The organism is Streptomyces sp. NPDC087906 (assembly GCF_055584925.1).
The window spans coordinates 534,225-548,355 of sequence record NZ_JBVJLC010000001.1 but is presented as its reverse complement, the minus strand read 5'-3'; the positions used below and the strand labels follow the sequence as shown (position 1 = coordinate 548,355).

The 14,131-nt window shown below is 71.4% G+C and carries 12 protein-coding genes and 1 pseudogene; 6 read left to right on the top strand and 7 right to left on the bottom strand.

The window, feature by feature from the left end:
* Window positions 1-12 precede the first annotated feature (12 nt).
* The gene (locus tag ACZ63I_RS02375) at window positions 13-606 is read right to left on the bottom strand and encodes a TetR/AcrR family transcriptional regulator (RefSeq protein WP_469334568.1); all 594 of its coding nucleotides are present in this window, start codon (window positions 604-606) and stop codon (window positions 13-15) included.
* 120 nt (window positions 607-726) lie between these two features.
* On the opposite strand from ACZ63I_RS02375, the gene ACZ63I_RS02370 reads away from it, so the two are divergent.
* A complete protein-coding gene (locus ACZ63I_RS02370; protein ID WP_469334566.1) occupies window positions 727-1,521 on the top strand; it encodes a class I SAM-dependent methyltransferase in 795 nt (264 codons plus the stop codon).
* 19 nt (window positions 1,522-1,540) lie between these two features.
* On the opposite strand, the gene ACZ63I_RS02365 is transcribed toward ACZ63I_RS02370, so the two are convergent.
* The 4 genes from ACZ63I_RS02365 to ACZ63I_RS02350 form a co-directional block, all read right to left on the bottom strand.
* Window positions 1,541-3,166, bottom strand: a complete 1,626-nt coding sequence (locus ACZ63I_RS02365) for a hypothetical protein (RefSeq protein ID WP_469334564.1) — start codon at window positions 3,164-3,166, stop codon at window positions 1,541-1,543.
* The gene (locus ACZ63I_RS02360) at window positions 3,163-4,536 is read right to left on the bottom strand and encodes an MFS transporter (RefSeq protein WP_469335521.1); all 1,374 of its coding nucleotides are present in this window, start codon (window positions 4,534-4,536) and stop codon (window positions 3,163-3,165) included. Before ACZ63I_RS02360 ends, ACZ63I_RS02365 begins: the two co-directional genes overlap by 4 nt.
* Before the next feature lie 194 nt (window positions 4,537-4,730).
* Window positions 4,731-5,141, bottom strand: coding sequence for a MerR family transcriptional regulator (locus tag ACZ63I_RS02355; RefSeq protein ID WP_469334562.1), 411 nt, complete (start codon window positions 5,139-5,141; stop codon window positions 4,731-4,733).
* A 358-nt stretch (window positions 5,142-5,499) separates the two neighbouring features.
* Window positions 5,500-6,342, bottom strand: a complete 843-nt coding sequence (locus ACZ63I_RS02350) for an SDR family oxidoreductase (RefSeq protein WP_469334560.1) — start codon at window positions 6,340-6,342, stop codon at window positions 5,500-5,502.
* A gap of 175 nt (window positions 6,343-6,517) precedes the next feature.
* On the opposite strand from ACZ63I_RS02350, the gene ACZ63I_RS02345 reads away from it, so the two are divergent.
* Window positions 6,518-7,477: a helix-turn-helix transcriptional regulator gene (locus ACZ63I_RS02345; RefSeq protein WP_469334558.1), complete on the top strand. Its 960-nt coding sequence runs from the start codon at window positions 6,518-6,520 to the stop codon at window positions 7,475-7,477.
* Window positions 7,478-7,560: 83 nt separating this feature from the next.
* On the opposite strand, the gene ACZ63I_RS02340 is transcribed toward ACZ63I_RS02345, so the two are convergent.
* Both ACZ63I_RS02340 and ACZ63I_RS02335 read right to left on the bottom strand, forming a co-directional pair.
* Window positions 7,561-8,916 carry an FtsX-like permease family protein gene (locus ACZ63I_RS02340; protein ID WP_469334556.1) on the bottom strand — a complete coding sequence of 452 codons (1,356 nt, stop codon included), beginning with the start codon at window positions 8,914-8,916 and terminating at the stop codon, window positions 7,561-7,563.
* Between the two features lie 207 nt (window positions 8,917-9,123).
* Window positions 9,124-9,894: pseudogene (locus ACZ63I_RS02335) on the bottom strand (ABC transporter ATP-binding protein); the annotation flags it as partial.
* A 270-nt stretch (window positions 9,895-10,164) separates the two neighbouring features.
* Between ACZ63I_RS02335 and ACZ63I_RS02330 the strand changes: the two are divergent.
* From ACZ63I_RS02330 to ACZ63I_RS02315, 4 genes are all read left to right on the top strand, one after another.
* Window positions 10,165-10,650: a MarR family winged helix-turn-helix transcriptional regulator gene (locus ACZ63I_RS02330; protein ID WP_469334554.1), complete on the top strand. Its 486-nt coding sequence runs from the start codon at window positions 10,165-10,167 to the stop codon at window positions 10,648-10,650.
* 79 nt (window positions 10,651-10,729) lie between these two features.
* A complete protein-coding gene (locus ACZ63I_RS02325) occupies window positions 10,730-12,247 on the top strand; it encodes an MFS transporter (RefSeq protein ID WP_469334552.1) in 1,518 nt (505 codons plus the stop codon).
* Window positions 12,247-12,771, top strand: a complete 525-nt coding sequence (locus tag ACZ63I_RS02320; RefSeq protein WP_469334550.1) for a TIGR03618 family F420-dependent PPOX class oxidoreductase — start codon at window positions 12,247-12,249, stop codon at window positions 12,769-12,771. The genes ACZ63I_RS02325 and ACZ63I_RS02320 overlap by 1 nt, the downstream gene beginning before the upstream one ends.
* 8 nt (window positions 12,772-12,779) lie before the next feature.
* Window positions 12,780-13,652, top strand: a complete 873-nt coding sequence (locus tag ACZ63I_RS02315; protein WP_469334548.1) for a phosphotransferase — start codon at window positions 12,780-12,782, stop codon at window positions 13,650-13,652.
* Window positions 13,653-14,131: the final 479 nt, after the last annotated feature.

The window sequence follows — 14,131 nt, the reverse complement described above, 5'->3', positions numbered from 1 at the left end:
CACCGGGCGGCGTTACGCCTCGCGTACGACCCCCTTGACGACCGAGGCGACGACCTTGCGGACCTCCTCCGCGCCCGGGGGCACGCCCTCCCGTCCCGCGAACAGCAGATGCCCGCTGCCGATCAGGGTGAGTGCGAGTGTGTCGACATCGGCGTCGGCCGCGATCCGGCCCGCCGCGCGCTCGGCGGTGAGGTACGAGGCGAACATGGCGCCCGCCTCCGTCAGTACGGGGATGCCGACCGGTGTGGTGTGCCGCAGCCGGGCCCGTAGCTCGTCCCGGGACGTGATGAGTCCGAGTATCGACAGGGCGACCGACCCGAAGAGGTCGGTCAGGGTGGCGGCGAGGTTGTCGGTGACGGTGCCCTGACCCGTCAACTCAACCAGTTCCGCTGCCTGTTGGTTGAGCCGGCCGATGCGGTCCAGGACGAGTTCGGCGAGGAAGGTGTCGAAGTCGGCGAAGTGCCGGTGCAGTACGCCCTTGGCGCAGCCGGCCTCCGTGGTGACCGCGCGGCTGGTCAGCGCGTTGGGCCCGGCGCGCAGCAGGACGCGCTCCGCGGCGTCGAAAAGCTGCTCGCGTACGTCACGAATGGCTACCCCCGTCGGCACCGTGCGATCCCTCTCGTTCCTTCGAGCTTTCGACCTTCGGCCACCGGCCGTCCATCCTCCGACCGTCGGTCCTTGGCTGCCCTGGTTGACGAGTGGGCACGTGCCCACCATAGTGGGCGCATGCCCACTATGCCTCATCGCCTCCGCCGGACGGCGGAGTCCTTCGGCTCGGACCCGGCACGCTACGACCGCACCCGGCCCCGCTATCCCGACGCCATGGTGGCCAGGATCGCCGCCGCCGGTCCAGGGTCCGACGTCCTGGACGTCGGCTGCGGGACGGGTATCGCCGCCCGGCAGTTCCAGGCGGCGGGCTGTCGCGTACTCGGCGTCGAACCCGACGCGCGGATGGCGGACCTGGCGCGGGGTAGCGGGATCGAGGTCGAGGTGGCCAGGTTCGAGGGCTGGGACCCGGCCGGCCGGACGTTCGACGCGGCCGTCGCGGGACAGGCCTGGCACTGGATAGATCCGCTCGCCGGTGCGGCCAAGGCAGCGGCGGTGCTACGCACCGGCGGCCTGCTGGCCGCGTTCTGGAACGCCTTCCAACTGCCGCCGGACGTGGCGGAGGCCGTCGTCGCGGTCTGCCAACGGGTCATGCCTGACTCGCCGTTCGACCTCGGGGCGATGACGAGACCGCCGGTGGACGGGTATCGGGCGCTGCTGCCCAAGACCGTCGCCGGGATCCGTGAGGCGGGCGGGTTCAGCGAACCGGAGCAGTGGGAGTACGAGTGGAGTTGGACCTACACCCGGGATACCTGGCTGGACCAGATGCCCACCCAGGGTGCCTTCACCCGGCTCCCGCAGGACAAGCTCGCCGAGGTGCTGACGGAGGTCGGCGCGGCCATCGACGCGGCGGGCGGCAGCTTCACGATGCGGTACACGACGGTGGCGGTCGTAGCGACGCGAACCTCCTCCTGAGCGTGCTTCGTACGTACGCCTACGGCTCCACGCCAGGCACCACGCCGGGCACCACGCCGGGCCGCAGGCCGGCCACCAGCTCCGCCATCACGGCCACCGGCAACGACGGGTTGGCCGCAGCCGCTTCCACCACCTGCCAGTCGTCGTCGGCGAGCAGTGCGACCACAACTGGCGCGGGCAGCGTGGGATGACCCGCCGCGACCGCTCTCGCCCGCCCGTCCGCCAGGCAGGCGAGCAGTGCCTGCGCGGATGCGTTGGGATGTGCGGCGATCTCGCGCAGAGCCTTCCGCACTGACGGCTGACGCATCGTCAAGTCCAGCAACAACTGCGGCGAAGCGTCGGGATTGGCTGCGACCCGTGCGTGGACCTGTGCTCCGTGCCGGTCGACCATCGTACGGAGCCGCGCTTCCGAAAGGCCCGGGTGCGGGGCGATCGACTTGACCACCTTCGCGTCAGGGTCAGCGGCCAGCGCGTCGCGGACCCGGGCTGGCAGGTCCCGCCGTTCGGCCAGCAGCATGCGTACGGCGGGGTTGGCCGAACCCGCCAACTCCTGCACCTCGGCAGGTGATGCGGTGGCGATCCGTGGCAGCAGGGTGGGACCGATCTTGGTGATACCCGCCAGGTCGCTCAGTACGTCGAGTGGCACGTGCGGGTTGTGCGCGACCGCGCGTCGCACATCGTGGCCTGGGTCAAGACCGTGCCCGGCGTCAGAATCGGGGCCGGGGCCGGCCGCCAGCTTACGGATCAGCGCCTCGCCGATCGCGGGGTTCCGGGCGAGATCGGCCCGGACACCGGGAACAGGATCGGCGGCCAGTCGTTCGTACACCTCCGCCGGCAGGTCGGGACGGGCGGCGAGCGCCCAACGCAACAGGTCCGAGGCGTGGTTGGCGAAGCCGACGACGGCCTCGGGCGGTGTGGCCGGATTGCCCGCCGCCGCCAGCCACGTCGCCTGCTCGCGCGGCGGTTCGCATCGCTCGCCGCCCACCTGGCACCCCCGTGCTGGAGCCAGCCCGTCACCGGTGATCAGCGCCGCCAGCACGTCGGGCGGCGTTTCCTCGTTGGCGGCCACCGCGCGGCGGACCTCGGCGCGCGGATGGTGCGCGAGCCGGGCGGCCACGGCGGCCGTAGTCCACAACGCCAGTTCCGCAACGACCTGTACGTCCGGGTCGGCGGCCAGCGTCTCCGCCACGTCGGGCGGGAGCGCCGGACAGGCGGCCAGCCTCTGCCGCCGCCCGGTGTCCGGATCGGCGGCGAAGAGGCATGCCCACTCGGGCCGGCCGACTCCCTCGTCGAGCAGCGCGAGAGCCGCGTACGGCTGGCTCGCGGGATCGATGTCGGCGGCCGTCAGCAGGCCTCGGTACGCGAGCCGCACGGCGGCCTGCTCGCCGCGCGCCGGGCCCGACGCCTGTCCGGCCAGGCCCGCCTCCACCCGCGGCCCCGCCTCCACCCGCAGCCCCGCCTCCACGCACGCCCGCGCCCCCGCGCCCGCGCCCGCGCCCGCCAGCTCGACCGCCTGGGCGTGGCTGAGGTCCGCCCGGCCCGCGAGGGCATCGGCGGTCTCGTCGTCGGCGACCGCGATCAGCCGGTCAAGCAGGTCGGGTGGCAGGGCCGTATTGGCCGCCAGTCCCAGCAGGGCGTGGTTCATCCCGGCAGCCTGCTCGGACGGGTGGCTCTGGCTCGGCCCGCCAGCAGGGTGGCCGCGACGCACGGGACGAGCAGCAGGCCGAAGGCCGCGCCGTAGCCCGTCGCGTGGGAGGAGCCGACGCCCAGGCATGCGTTGAAGAGGGCCGATGCGGCGCCAAGTACCGTTGTCTGGCCCAGGTTCTGGGTGGTCTGCATGGCGCTGCTGGCGTAGCCCTGCCGGCCGGGCGGGCTGTGCCGTAGCGACAGTACGGTCAGGGACGGGGCGAGCAGGCCCATGCCGACGGCCGCGACGACCATCGACGAGGCGGCGGTGGCCGCGGGCATCGCGGGCAGCGTGCCGATACCGGCGATCAGGACAGCCGCCGCCAGTACGAGCGCGCCGGCCACGACCAGTTGGTGCCGGGGCCGGCCGTCCAGCAGTCGGCTCTGCACCCAGGACGATGCCGCCCAGGCGACGGCGGCGCCCGTGAAGACGAGGCCGATCGCCACGGGCGGTACGTCGCGGTCGGTCACGAGCAGCAGCGGTACGAACGCCTCCAGCGTGAAGAAGACCCCCGAACCCATCCCGCACAGCAGCACCGTGGCCGGCAGTCCGCGCGCGGCATGGCGGGTGCCGGGCGGGAGCAGTCGCGGCGCGAACGCTACGAGGAGGCCCAACCCGCCTGCCGTGAAGAGCAGATGGCGTACGTCCCAGCCGGAGACGCCGTACTGCCCGAGCGCCGCGCCCAGACTCACCGCAGCCGCGACCGCGAGGGCGGGGCGGCGTGGTGGGTGGTCCGTGGGCGGGGTCACCGGCGGTGCGGTCACCTGGGGCGCATTCGCCTGGGGCGCGGTCGCCTGGGGCGCATTCGTCGGCGACCAGGGGCTGCGGCGCAGCATGGTCAGCACCACCAACGCAGGCAGCAGCGTCAGCGCGGCCAGGGCGAGGAACACCGCACGCCAGGACCACCATTCGGCGACGAGCCCGGCCAGCGGTGGTCCGACCAGCGACGGCACGATCCAGCAGGCGCTCATCAACGCGAGCACGCGCGGACGTAGTTGATCGGGGTACGCCTGTCCGATGGCGGTGTTGATCGACACCGCGACCATCCCGCCCGCCAGCCCGTCCAGGAAGCGCCCGGCTGCCAACTGCCATACGGACACGCTGGCGCCGGAGACGAGCAGCGTGACGACGGCGAGCACCAGCCCGGCGGCAAGCGGCCGGTGCGCCCCGGACCGGTCGGCCCAGTGCCCGCCGAGCACCCCGCCGAGCAGACTCGCGGCGACGAAACAGCCCGCCACGAGCGGGTAGAGCGCCACCCCGTCCAGGTCCCGCGCGGCGGTCGGCAAGGTGGGTACGACGGCCAGCGCGGCGAGCCCGGTCAGGAACATCACGGCGGCGAAACTGGCGGTCGTGGAGGCGTACGTCCGCGAGAACAGGCCCTGTTCGGCGGCCTCGGCGGACCGTACCCGCGCACGGTCGGGATCGGCCGGCGCTTGCGGATCGTCGGTCACGAGCTGACAAGCTATGCGCCGCACCCGCCCGCACACCAATGGTTTTCCGGCGTCGGGAGCGCCCTGGGAGGCTACGAGGCGGGGTGGGCGCGCTCGCACACCGCGTCGGGGTCCCGGGCCGCGTCGGGATCCCGTACCACTTCGAGGTATTCGGCGACGGCGTCCCGGTTGCGGACCAGACACCGGATCCGCTCGGTCATCCGGTCGCGCTCACGCTCCAGCGTGGCGAGCATCTCCGGTGTCGCGTCGGGGAAATGGATGACCCGCGGCTTGTCGAGACACGGCAGGATCTGCTTGATGATCCGAGTCGGCAACCCGGCGTCGAGCAGCCCCCTGATCTGCATGACCCGGTCCACGAAAGCCTCGTCGTAATCGCGATAACCGTTCGGGGCGCGGTCGGCGACGATCAGTTGCTGCTCCTCGTAGTAACGCAGCAACCGCCGCGGGGTGCCGGTTCGTTCCGACAGCTCGCCTATCCGCATGGGCCCCCTTCACATGAATGTGATGCTTCCAGCATAGGCGGGCCCCGGCTCACTCCCCCGAGCGCGACCGAGCATCCCGGCCACCCGGCACCCGGCCACCCGGCCACCCGGTCGGGCGGGAAGCGGTGCACGTCGAGCGCGACGGTGTGACCGTACGCCCGCTCCAGGCGTACGGACTCGTCACCGACGATCCGGCCGACGCGCTCCATCTGGTGCTGCCGAACATCCCCGGATTCGGGCTGTCCGGGCCCACCCGGGAGGCCGGTTGGGAGTTCCGGCTGGTGGCCGCCGCGTTCGCCGTGCTGGTGGAGCGGCCGGGGTACGCGCGGTACGGCGCTAACGACGGACCGCATGACGGTTACTTGAACGCCGCCGCGTTCCGCACCGCCCAGCCCGCGAACGTGCGGGCCGCGCGTCCGGTGACCAGTTCGACGTCCGGGCTCACCCGCTGCTCGGCCGGCGAAGGCGCGCCGATGATGGCGAGCGTGCCGTCCACGACCGGCTCTGGCATGAAGCGCAGCAGATTGACCCGCGCCTCCTCCCGGCTCAGCTCTACGAACCGTACGGCCTCGCCCAACGCCGCCCCGATCGCTCGCACTTGCTCCCGAGGGGTCAGCGCCGCAGGCCCGGTCAGTGTGTACGTACGGCCGGCGTGGCTTCCGTCGCGCAGCGCGGCAGCCGCTACGTCGGCGATGTCGGCCGGGTCCACGACCGGGAGCGCGACATCGGCGAACGGCGCCGCCGCCGTACGCCCCGTACGGACCGGCTCCGCCCACTGGTACGCGTTGGAGGCGAAGCCGCCGGGGCGCAGGATCGTCCACTCCGTACCGCCCTGCCGCACGGCGTCCTCGAACGCGCGGAGGTGGTCGTGCGAGGCGTTCTGCGGGCGCGTTTCGGCGCCCTGCGAGGACTGCAGAACGATCCGGCCGACCCCGGCGGCCTTCGCCGTGTCCACGATGTCGCGCGGGCTCAGCCGCGCACCGTCGGCGGCGACGAGGACGTACAGCGCGTCGGCCCCCGCCAGGGCGGGAGCGAGGGACGACGGGTCGGCGAGGTCGGCTGCCTGGTGCCTTACCCCGTCGGGCAGTTGGGCGGCAGGGACAGCGGTGCGTGAGACGGCCGTGACCCGCTCACCGGCGGCCGCCAGCGCCTGGAGCAGCGGCCGGCCGACGTTACCGGTCGCTCCTGTGACCACGATCATGATGTTCTCCCGTTCGGAAAGCGTGCGAAATCCTGCGAATTCAATGGGCGAACACCATCCTGGAGAGTGAACAGGCCACCTTCTGGCCACTTTTCTGCCCACACTTTCCGCAGGACTTTCCGCAGGACTTTCCGCAGGACTTTCCGCAGGACCTTCCGAAGGAGGAACCGCCGCCATGAAAGCCGATCGTCTGGTGGCAACCCTGCTGTACCTGCAGACGCGCGGACGCGTCACCGCCGCCGAAGTGGCGGCAGAGCTTGAGGTGTCCGAGCGGACGGCACGCCGCGACCTGGAGGCGCTTGCGAGCGCCGGGGTCCCCGTCTACGCGCAGCGCGGGCGCGGCGGCGGCTGGGCGCTGGTCGGTGGCGCGCGTACGGACCTCACAGGGCTGACGGCCGGCGAGATCCGCGCCCTGTTCCTCGTCGCGGGGCCCTCGGCCGTCACGCCCGAACTGCGCTTGGCCCTGCGGAAGTTGGTGCGGGCCCTGCCCTCGACGCTACGCGCGGGCGCGGAGGCGGCGGCGCGGGCAGCCGTCACCGACGACACGGACTGGTCCGGCTCCACCCTCGCCGCCGCGCCGCAACTCGACGCGCTGCGGACCGCGGTGGTGGACGGCGTACAGGTCAGACTCGGCTACGGCCGCCCCGGCCGCCCGCCCGGCGTACGGACGGTCGACCCGCTCGGCCTGGCGTCGAAGGCCGGCGTTCCGTACCTGCTGGCCAACACCGCCAAGGGACTGCGTACGTTCCGGCTGAGCCGCGTCACCTCCGTCGAGCAGACCGGCGAACTCGTCGTACGGCCGGACGACTTCGACCTGACCACGGCCTGGCGCGCCCTCGCCGGCCGGATGGAGGACCGGATACTCGCCGCGACGGTACGGGCGCGGGCGGAGCCGAGCGCCGAGCCCGTCCTGGAAGGGCTGTTCGGCGGTCGGCTGCGGGTCGGGCAGCCGGCGGCCGACGGGTGGCTGGCCATCGAAATCGATGGGCCTTCGCCGGAAGTGGTGGCCCAGCAGTTGGCAGGACTCGGGGCGCGCGTGGAAGTGCTGGCGCCACCGGAGGCGAGGCGCCGGATGGCCGGACTCGCGGCCGAACTGGCTTCCCTGTACGGGGCATACGGGACGTACGAGAGATAGAAGCAGGACGGCACAGAGGCAGCCGCTCCGGCCTTCGAGCGGCTGCCTTTCACTTTTCTTGAGACGGCGATGGTGAATGGCGCTCAGGCGGCAAGCCCCACCGCCGTGACCGCCGGGGTGCGCAGCGTACGGACCGCGGTCAGCAGGCTGGTCAGCAGCGTCGCCACCGCGGCGACCGCCACCACACCCAGCCAGACGCCCAACCCCTGGTCCGGCAGGACCGAGTCGGTGCGCACGATCGTGAAGGGAAGGATCCCGGCGATCCCGGCCACCGTGCCGAAGAACACCCCGGCCACCGTGAGCACGACGCCCTCCATGCCGACCATTCGAAGAACCTGCCCGGGGGTTGCTCCGGCGAGCCGCTGACCGCCGAACTCCTTGCTGCGGTAAGTCGTCGCCGCGTAAAGGCTGTTGACCAGCATGATGCAGCAGAACGCCGAGATGACGCCGACGACCACGAGGTTCAGCGTCTCCAGATTCTTGTCGTCGATCGACTTCGTCAGCCCGGACGCCTTGATCGCGTCGTTCTCCACCAACTGCATGTAGAACGTGGCCGTCGCGACGCCGGTGAAGGAGATCAGCGGCATCAGCATCCCGGACAACTGCTCGGCGCGCTGCCGCATGTTGTGCACGGTGAGATAGCCGCTCGCGCCGCCCACCGCCGTGATCGCACCGCCCAACACCCCCAGCAGCGCGCGGAGCAGCGCCGGGGCGAAGCAGGCGAAGCCGACGGACAGCATGATCGCGCCCGCCGCCGGTGCCGCCATCAGTGCGGGGTCCGTCGCGTCCATCGCGAAGGTGGTGGAGAGGGCACCCGCGCCGACCAGCAGCGCCAGGGCGCCACCGACGTGACGCAGCCGGTTGCCCCGCCGCTTGCCTTCTGCACCGGAGCCGCCGCCTGCCATGGCCTTTGTCGCCCGGCGCACCGCGAGGAACGCGGCACCCATCGACGCGACGAGGGTGATGGCGATACCGCTCGTCAACGCCATCGGTCCGAATACGTAGTCGACGCTGTCGACGACCTGACCGCTGTCCTGGAACATCCTCAGCAGCGCCCGGCCGGCCAGCATCGCGGGACCGACCGCCAACACCACTGCCACGACGGCGATCACGGCCGCTTCACCGACGACCATCCGCTTGATCTGCGCGGGGGTCGCGCCGGTCGAGCGCAGCAGCTTCATCTCCTCGTCACGCTGCCGCACGTTCACGGTCAGGGTGGAGGCGACGGCGAAGAACACCAACAGGCTGCTGTATCCGCCGACCACACCGCCGGAGGTGTTGAGCACCTCGGCGCTCTTGCTGTCGACGCCGGCCGCCCCGCCCGTATCGAGCAGAGAGCTGAACATCATGGTGATCACGGCGCCCAGGAGGGCGGCGATGAGGGTGGCGACGAAGCGCCCGGGGCGCTGCCGTACGGAGCGCATGGCCAGTGCGAACATGATTCACACCTCCGTCTGACGGTCGGAGTGGTGGGTGGTGGGGCGGGTGACGTGGTGGGACCGGTCATGGCGCGAGCCGCCTGTGTTGTACGGGGAGTCGCCCGCGTCGTACGGGGAGTTGGCTCCGTCGTACGGGGCGTTGGCTCCGTCGTACGGGGAGTTGGCTCCCTCGTACGGAGACCCGTCGTGCCGCCGGGAGCCCTGCCGGGCGGCCACGGCATCGCCCAGATGCGCGAGGCGCTCGGCGACCGCGTCCACGGTGGGCGACGCCAACTGCCCGGCCAGCCTGCCGTCCGCCAGGAACACCACGGAGTCCGCGTAGGACGCGGCGACCGGGTCGTGCGTCACCATCACCACGGTCCCGCCGTGAATCCGTACGGTCTCCTGCAACAGTCCCAGCACGTCACGCGCGCTGCGCATGTCCAGCGCACCGGTCGGCTCGTCGGCGAAGATCACGGCCGGCTGGGTGACCAGCGCGCGGGCGATGGCGACGCGCTGCCGCTGACCGCCGGAGAGCGCGTCGGGCCGGTGCGACAGCCGGTCCCCGAGGCCGACTTGGGACAGGATCTCCGCCGCACGCCCGGTGTCGATGCTGCGCCCCGCGAGCTTGAGCGGGAGGGTGGTGTTCTGGATGACGGTCAGCGAAGGCAGCAAGTTGTACTGCTGGAAGACGAATCCGATCCGCCGCCTGCGGAACTTCGTCAACTCGGCCTCGCTGCCGCCCGTCATCTCCTCGCCGTCGACCACGACGGTCCCGCTGTCGGGACGGTCGAGTCCGGCGGCACACTGCAAGAGCGTGGACTTGCCGGATCCTGAGGGCCCCATGACCGCGGTGAACGTCCCGGCCGGCAGGCTCAGGGACACCCGGTCCAGCGCGGTCACCGCGTTGTCGACGGACCCGTAGACCTTGCTGACATCCACCAGCCGCAGGGCCTCGGAGCTCCTGGTGGGCCGGGTCCTGCTGGTTCGACGAAACATTGTCATCGCTTCCCTTCGGGCACTCCCTGCGCCTCACTCACGAAGCTACGGACAGTGAGCGGCGCGCACATTGGGCGTACAACCCGAATCGGGGGTGTGGCTGGGTACACCCCCGGCGAGGCGCGTCAGCCGACGTACACCGAGGCGGCTCGGCTCAGCTCGGCCCAGCTCGGCTCAGCTCGGCCCAGGCGGACAGCAGCCCGCACACGTCAAAACCATCCATCCTCTGCGGGATAATCCGCGACGGATCGAATTGTTACGCTGGTGAACATGACCGCCATGACGCCCGCCCGCACCGAACCCGACCTCTCGTTCCTGCTGGACCACACGAGTCATGTCCTGCGCACCCAGATGTCCGCCGCGCTCGCCGAGATCGGGCTCACCGCACGCATGCACTGCGTACTGGTGCACGCCCTGGAGGGCGAACGCACCCAGATCCAGCTCGCCGAGATCGGTGACATGGACAAGACCACGATGGTCGTCACGGTCGACGCGCTGGAGAAGGCCGGTCTCGCCGAGCGCCGCCCGTCGACCACCGACCGGCGGGCCCGGATCATCGCCGTCACGGAGGAAGGCGCGCGGGTCGCGCAGCGGAGCCAGGCGATCGTCGACGGTGTGCACGCGGCGGCGCTCGACGCGATCCCCGAGCGGGAGCGTGCCGTCTTCCTGAGTGTCCTGGAACGGCTGACCAGCGGATATCTGGCGACTCCCGCCGAGAACCCGCAGCAGGTGAGGCGGGCGCGGCAGCGCGCCTAGGTCGATCCAATAAGGATCGTCCATTACGGAACTATCTGCTACGGTCACTCCTGTCGCCATTTCGGACAGGAGATTTCGCATGTCTGCGCCCGGCAACCCTTCCGCCACTCCCTCCACCCCTCGCGCACCCGCCGCGCCACCCCTGTCACCACCGCCACCCCCGTCACCAGCCCCACCACCAACCCGCTCGCGCCTGCTCGCCCTCGCGGTGATCGCTTCCTCGATGCTGATGATCATCTTGGACGGCAGCATCGTCACCGTGGCCATGCCCGCCATCCAGGACGACCTGGGCTTCACCCCGGCCGGCCTGAGTTGGGTCGTCAACGCCTACCTGATCTCGTTCGGCGCACTGCTGCTGCTCGCGGGACGCCTCGGCGATCTCGTCGGCCGCAAGCGCATGTTCGTCGCCGGCACCGCCGTATTCACCGCCGCCTCACTGCTGGCGGGCGTGGCCACCAGCCCGGCGGCCCTGATCGCGGCGCGCTTCCTCCAGGGCGTGGGCAGCGCGATGGCGTCCGCCGTGGCGCTCGGCATCCTCATCACGATGTTCACCGATCCGCGCGAACGGGCAAAGGCCATAGCGGTCTTCAGCTTCACCGGCTCGGCCGGGGCCTCGATCGGGCAGGTGCTCGGCGGCGTCCTCACCGACACGCTGAGCTGGCACTGGATCTTCATGATCAACCTGCCGATCGGGATCGCCGCAGTGCTGATCGCCATCCCCGTCCTGCCCACCGACCGCGGCCTCGGCCTGGCGGCCGGGGCGGACGTCACCGGCGCGCTACTCGCCACGGCCGGGCTGGTGTTGACCATCTACACGGTCATCAAGGTCGAGGACCACGGGTGGCTCTCCGCCCATACGGTGGGCCTGGGCGCGTTGGGTATCGGCTTGTTGGGCGCGTTCGTCGTACGCCAGGCCAAGGCACGCACCCCGCTCATGCCTCTGCGGATCTTCCGCTCGCGCAATGTCACGGGCGCCAATGTCGTCCAACTACTCATGCTCGCAGCGCTGTTCTCGTTCCAGATCATGGTCGCGCTGTATCTCCAGAACGTGCTCGGCTACGACGCGGCGGAGACCGGCCTCGCGATGCTCCCGGCGGCCGTTGTCATCGGGGCGGTCTCGCTGGGTGTTTCGGCCCGACTCAACGCGCGGTTCGGCGAACGGAACGTCCTGCTCACGGGTTTGCTGCTGCTGATCGCGCTCCTCGCACTGCTCACCCGCGTACCGGTGCACGCGAACTACGTCACCGACGTCCTCCCGCTCATGCTGCTGGCAGCGGGCTTCGGGCTGGCGCTGCCGGCCCTGACGACGCTCGGCATGTCCGGGGCGAAGGAAAGCGACGCGGGGCTCGTCTCGGGGGTGTTCAACACCACCCAGCAGGTCGGTATGGCGGTGGGCATCGCCGTCCTCTCCACGCTGGCGGCATCGCGCACGGAGGGCCTACTGGCGGCGGGCGACAGCCGCCGCGAGGCGTTGACCAGCGGTTATCATCTGGCGTTCGGGGTGGGGACGGGGCTGCTGGTGACGGCGTTCGGGGTGGCGGCGGCGGTGCTGCGGACATCGGAGTTGCGGACGTCGGAACGCAAGGACGTCGCGTGATGACGGAAGATCTGGCGCGGAGACGCAGGCCGGGCACCGGGCCGGGGCCGCGTGCTCTCACGGACGACGAGTTGTGCGCACTCCTGGGCGGGCAGCAGTTCGGCGTACTCGCGAGCGTCAGACGCACGGGTCATCCGCACCTGTCCACCGTCGCCTACCACTGGGACGCGGTGGAACGCGTCGTCCGTATCTCCACGACGGCCGACCGGCTCAAGGTCCGCCAACTGCGGCATGATCCGCACACCGCACTGCATGTGCGAGGCCCGGACGTCATGTCGTTCGCGGTGGCGGAGGGCGAGGCGGAGGCGTCGGCCGTGGCGGGCGACGAGGTCGGCAGGGAACTGCTGTCCCTGACGGCGGGCTTCGCCGATCCGGCGGACGATCGGCGCTTCCTTGAGCAGATGGTGACGGACCGTCGGACGGTGATACGGATCCGCGTGTCGCGCCTGTACGGAACAGCGCTGGACGTAGCCGCCCATGTGGCCCCCGTGGTGGCCGACGAGGTGGCCGCCGATGCCGAATAATCGGCCGGATGACTTCCCCTCCGAGCTGGGGGCGCGCGGAGCGCCTCGACGCCGACACCTTGGTCGCGGCCCTGTACGACGAGACGGGTGTACGCCTCACCGTGGAGGGCCCCTGCCCGGGAGGGCAGGTCGGCGCCGCGTACGTACGCCGGCCGGACGGCCACCGGTCCGTACTGAAGTGGCGGCCGCACACGACGGTCGCGGAGGTACGGTCCGGCCCGCTCGCGGTCAGCGAGATCCTGCGGGCGGACGGATTCCCCTGCCCGGGGACGGAGTTGGTCGCGCAGGTCGGCCACGCGGTGGTGACGGTGCAGGAATTGCTGCCCGGTACGACGATGGACCGCCTCGACCACGACGGCCTGGACCAGGCCCTGTCACTCAACGCGGCACTGACCGACCGCCTCGCCGACCACCCCGAGATCCCCCAACTGCCCCTGTACCTACGGTCCGACGGCCCGGGTTACTGCCTGCACGAACCACTACGCCGGCACAGCGCGCGCGGCGCGGCGCTGGAGCGCCGCATCGTGGAGGTGGGAGACGAGTACCCCGACCACCTGACGGGGTCCGACGCGGTGCACAACGACTTCCACCCGGGCAACTTCCTGGCCGAGAACGGCGAGATCACGGGCATCATCGACTGGGACGGCGCGGCCCGCGGCGACCGCCGCTTCGACCTGGTAACCCTACGCTTCGGCCTCCACGGCACCCGCCCGGCCACGGGGGTAACACCCCGCCTGGACGCGCTCCTGGACGCCTTCCCACCGGAGGTCCTACGCCCGTCGTGGGCGCACATGAGCCTCCGGATGACGGACTGGGCGATCAGACACTTCCCGCCTGAGCAGGTGCCATCGTGGCTGAGCTTGGCGGAGGGCCGCCTGTAGGTCGGGGGCGGGGGGTGCTTGGCCGACTGCGGGTGCGGGTCACGGCGCATGGGCCGGGGATTGTGTGGGCCGGAGGGATTAGCCGCCCGTAGGGCCGCCCCTGAGGTTTCAGTGTCGCGGCTCCGGCCCGGGCGTCAAGGGCGCTCCTGCGTCGCGTCGGCTTCGCCGATTGCGCTGCGCTCCACCCTTGCCCCCCGAACCTCCACCGCAAGTACCTCTTTTTTTGGGGGGGCGGCCGGGGGGACCACGGGCAAGCTGTGCTCGCGGTGACGGCTGCTTGCCCGGGTGCGGGTGCCACGCACCCGTTGCATGGGGCGACTCGGGCCGTCTCGGCGTCCACCCCCACCGGGTAGCGGTTGCGACTCATGCCCCGCTGGTCACTCGGGGTGGGTGGGGGACGGGAGGGTGCCCTGGCGGAGGAAGCGGGGCCGGGGCAACGGACCGGCGGGTGGGACGGGTGTGACTGGGGTGACGAGGGA

What these genes read in the sequence shown, in the direction of transcription:
- ACZ63I_RS02370 (WP_469334566.1), top strand. Translation starts at nt 727, where the DNA reads ATGCCCACTATGCCTCATCGCCTCCGCCGGACGGCGGAGTCCTTCGGC.
- ACZ63I_RS02365 (WP_469334564.1), bottom strand. Translation starts at nt 3,166, where the DNA reads ATGAACCACGCCCTGCTGGGACTGGCGGCCAATACGGCCCTGCCACCC.
- ACZ63I_RS02360 (WP_469335521.1), bottom strand. Translation starts at nt 4,536, where the DNA reads ATGTTCCTGACCGGGCTCGCCGCGCTGGCCGTCGTACCCACCTTGCCG.
- ACZ63I_RS02355 (WP_469334562.1), bottom strand. Translation starts at nt 5,141, where the DNA reads ATGCGGATAGGCGAGCTGTCGGAACGAACCGGCACCCCGCGGCGGTTG.
- ACZ63I_RS02350 (WP_469334560.1), bottom strand. Translation starts at nt 6,342, where the DNA reads ATGATCGTGGTCACAGGAGCGACCGGTAACGTCGGCCGGCCGCTGCTC.
- ACZ63I_RS02345 (WP_469334558.1), top strand. Translation starts at nt 6,518, where the DNA reads ATGAAAGCCGATCGTCTGGTGGCAACCCTGCTGTACCTGCAGACGCGC.
- ACZ63I_RS02340 (WP_469334556.1), bottom strand. Translation starts at nt 8,916, where the DNA reads ATGTTCGCACTGGCCATGCGCTCCGTACGGCAGCGCCCCGGGCGCTTC.
- ACZ63I_RS02330 (WP_469334554.1), top strand. Translation starts at nt 10,165, where the DNA reads ATGACCGCCATGACGCCCGCCCGCACCGAACCCGACCTCTCGTTCCTG.
- ACZ63I_RS02325 (WP_469334552.1), top strand. Translation starts at nt 10,730, where the DNA reads ATGTCTGCGCCCGGCAACCCTTCCGCCACTCCCTCCACCCCTCGCGCA.
- ACZ63I_RS02320 (WP_469334550.1), top strand. Translation starts at nt 12,247, where the DNA reads ATGACGGAAGATCTGGCGCGGAGACGCAGGCCGGGCACCGGGCCGGGG.
- ACZ63I_RS02315 (WP_469334548.1), top strand. Translation starts at nt 12,780, where the DNA reads ATGACTTCCCCTCCGAGCTGGGGGCGCGCGGAGCGCCTCGACGCCGAC.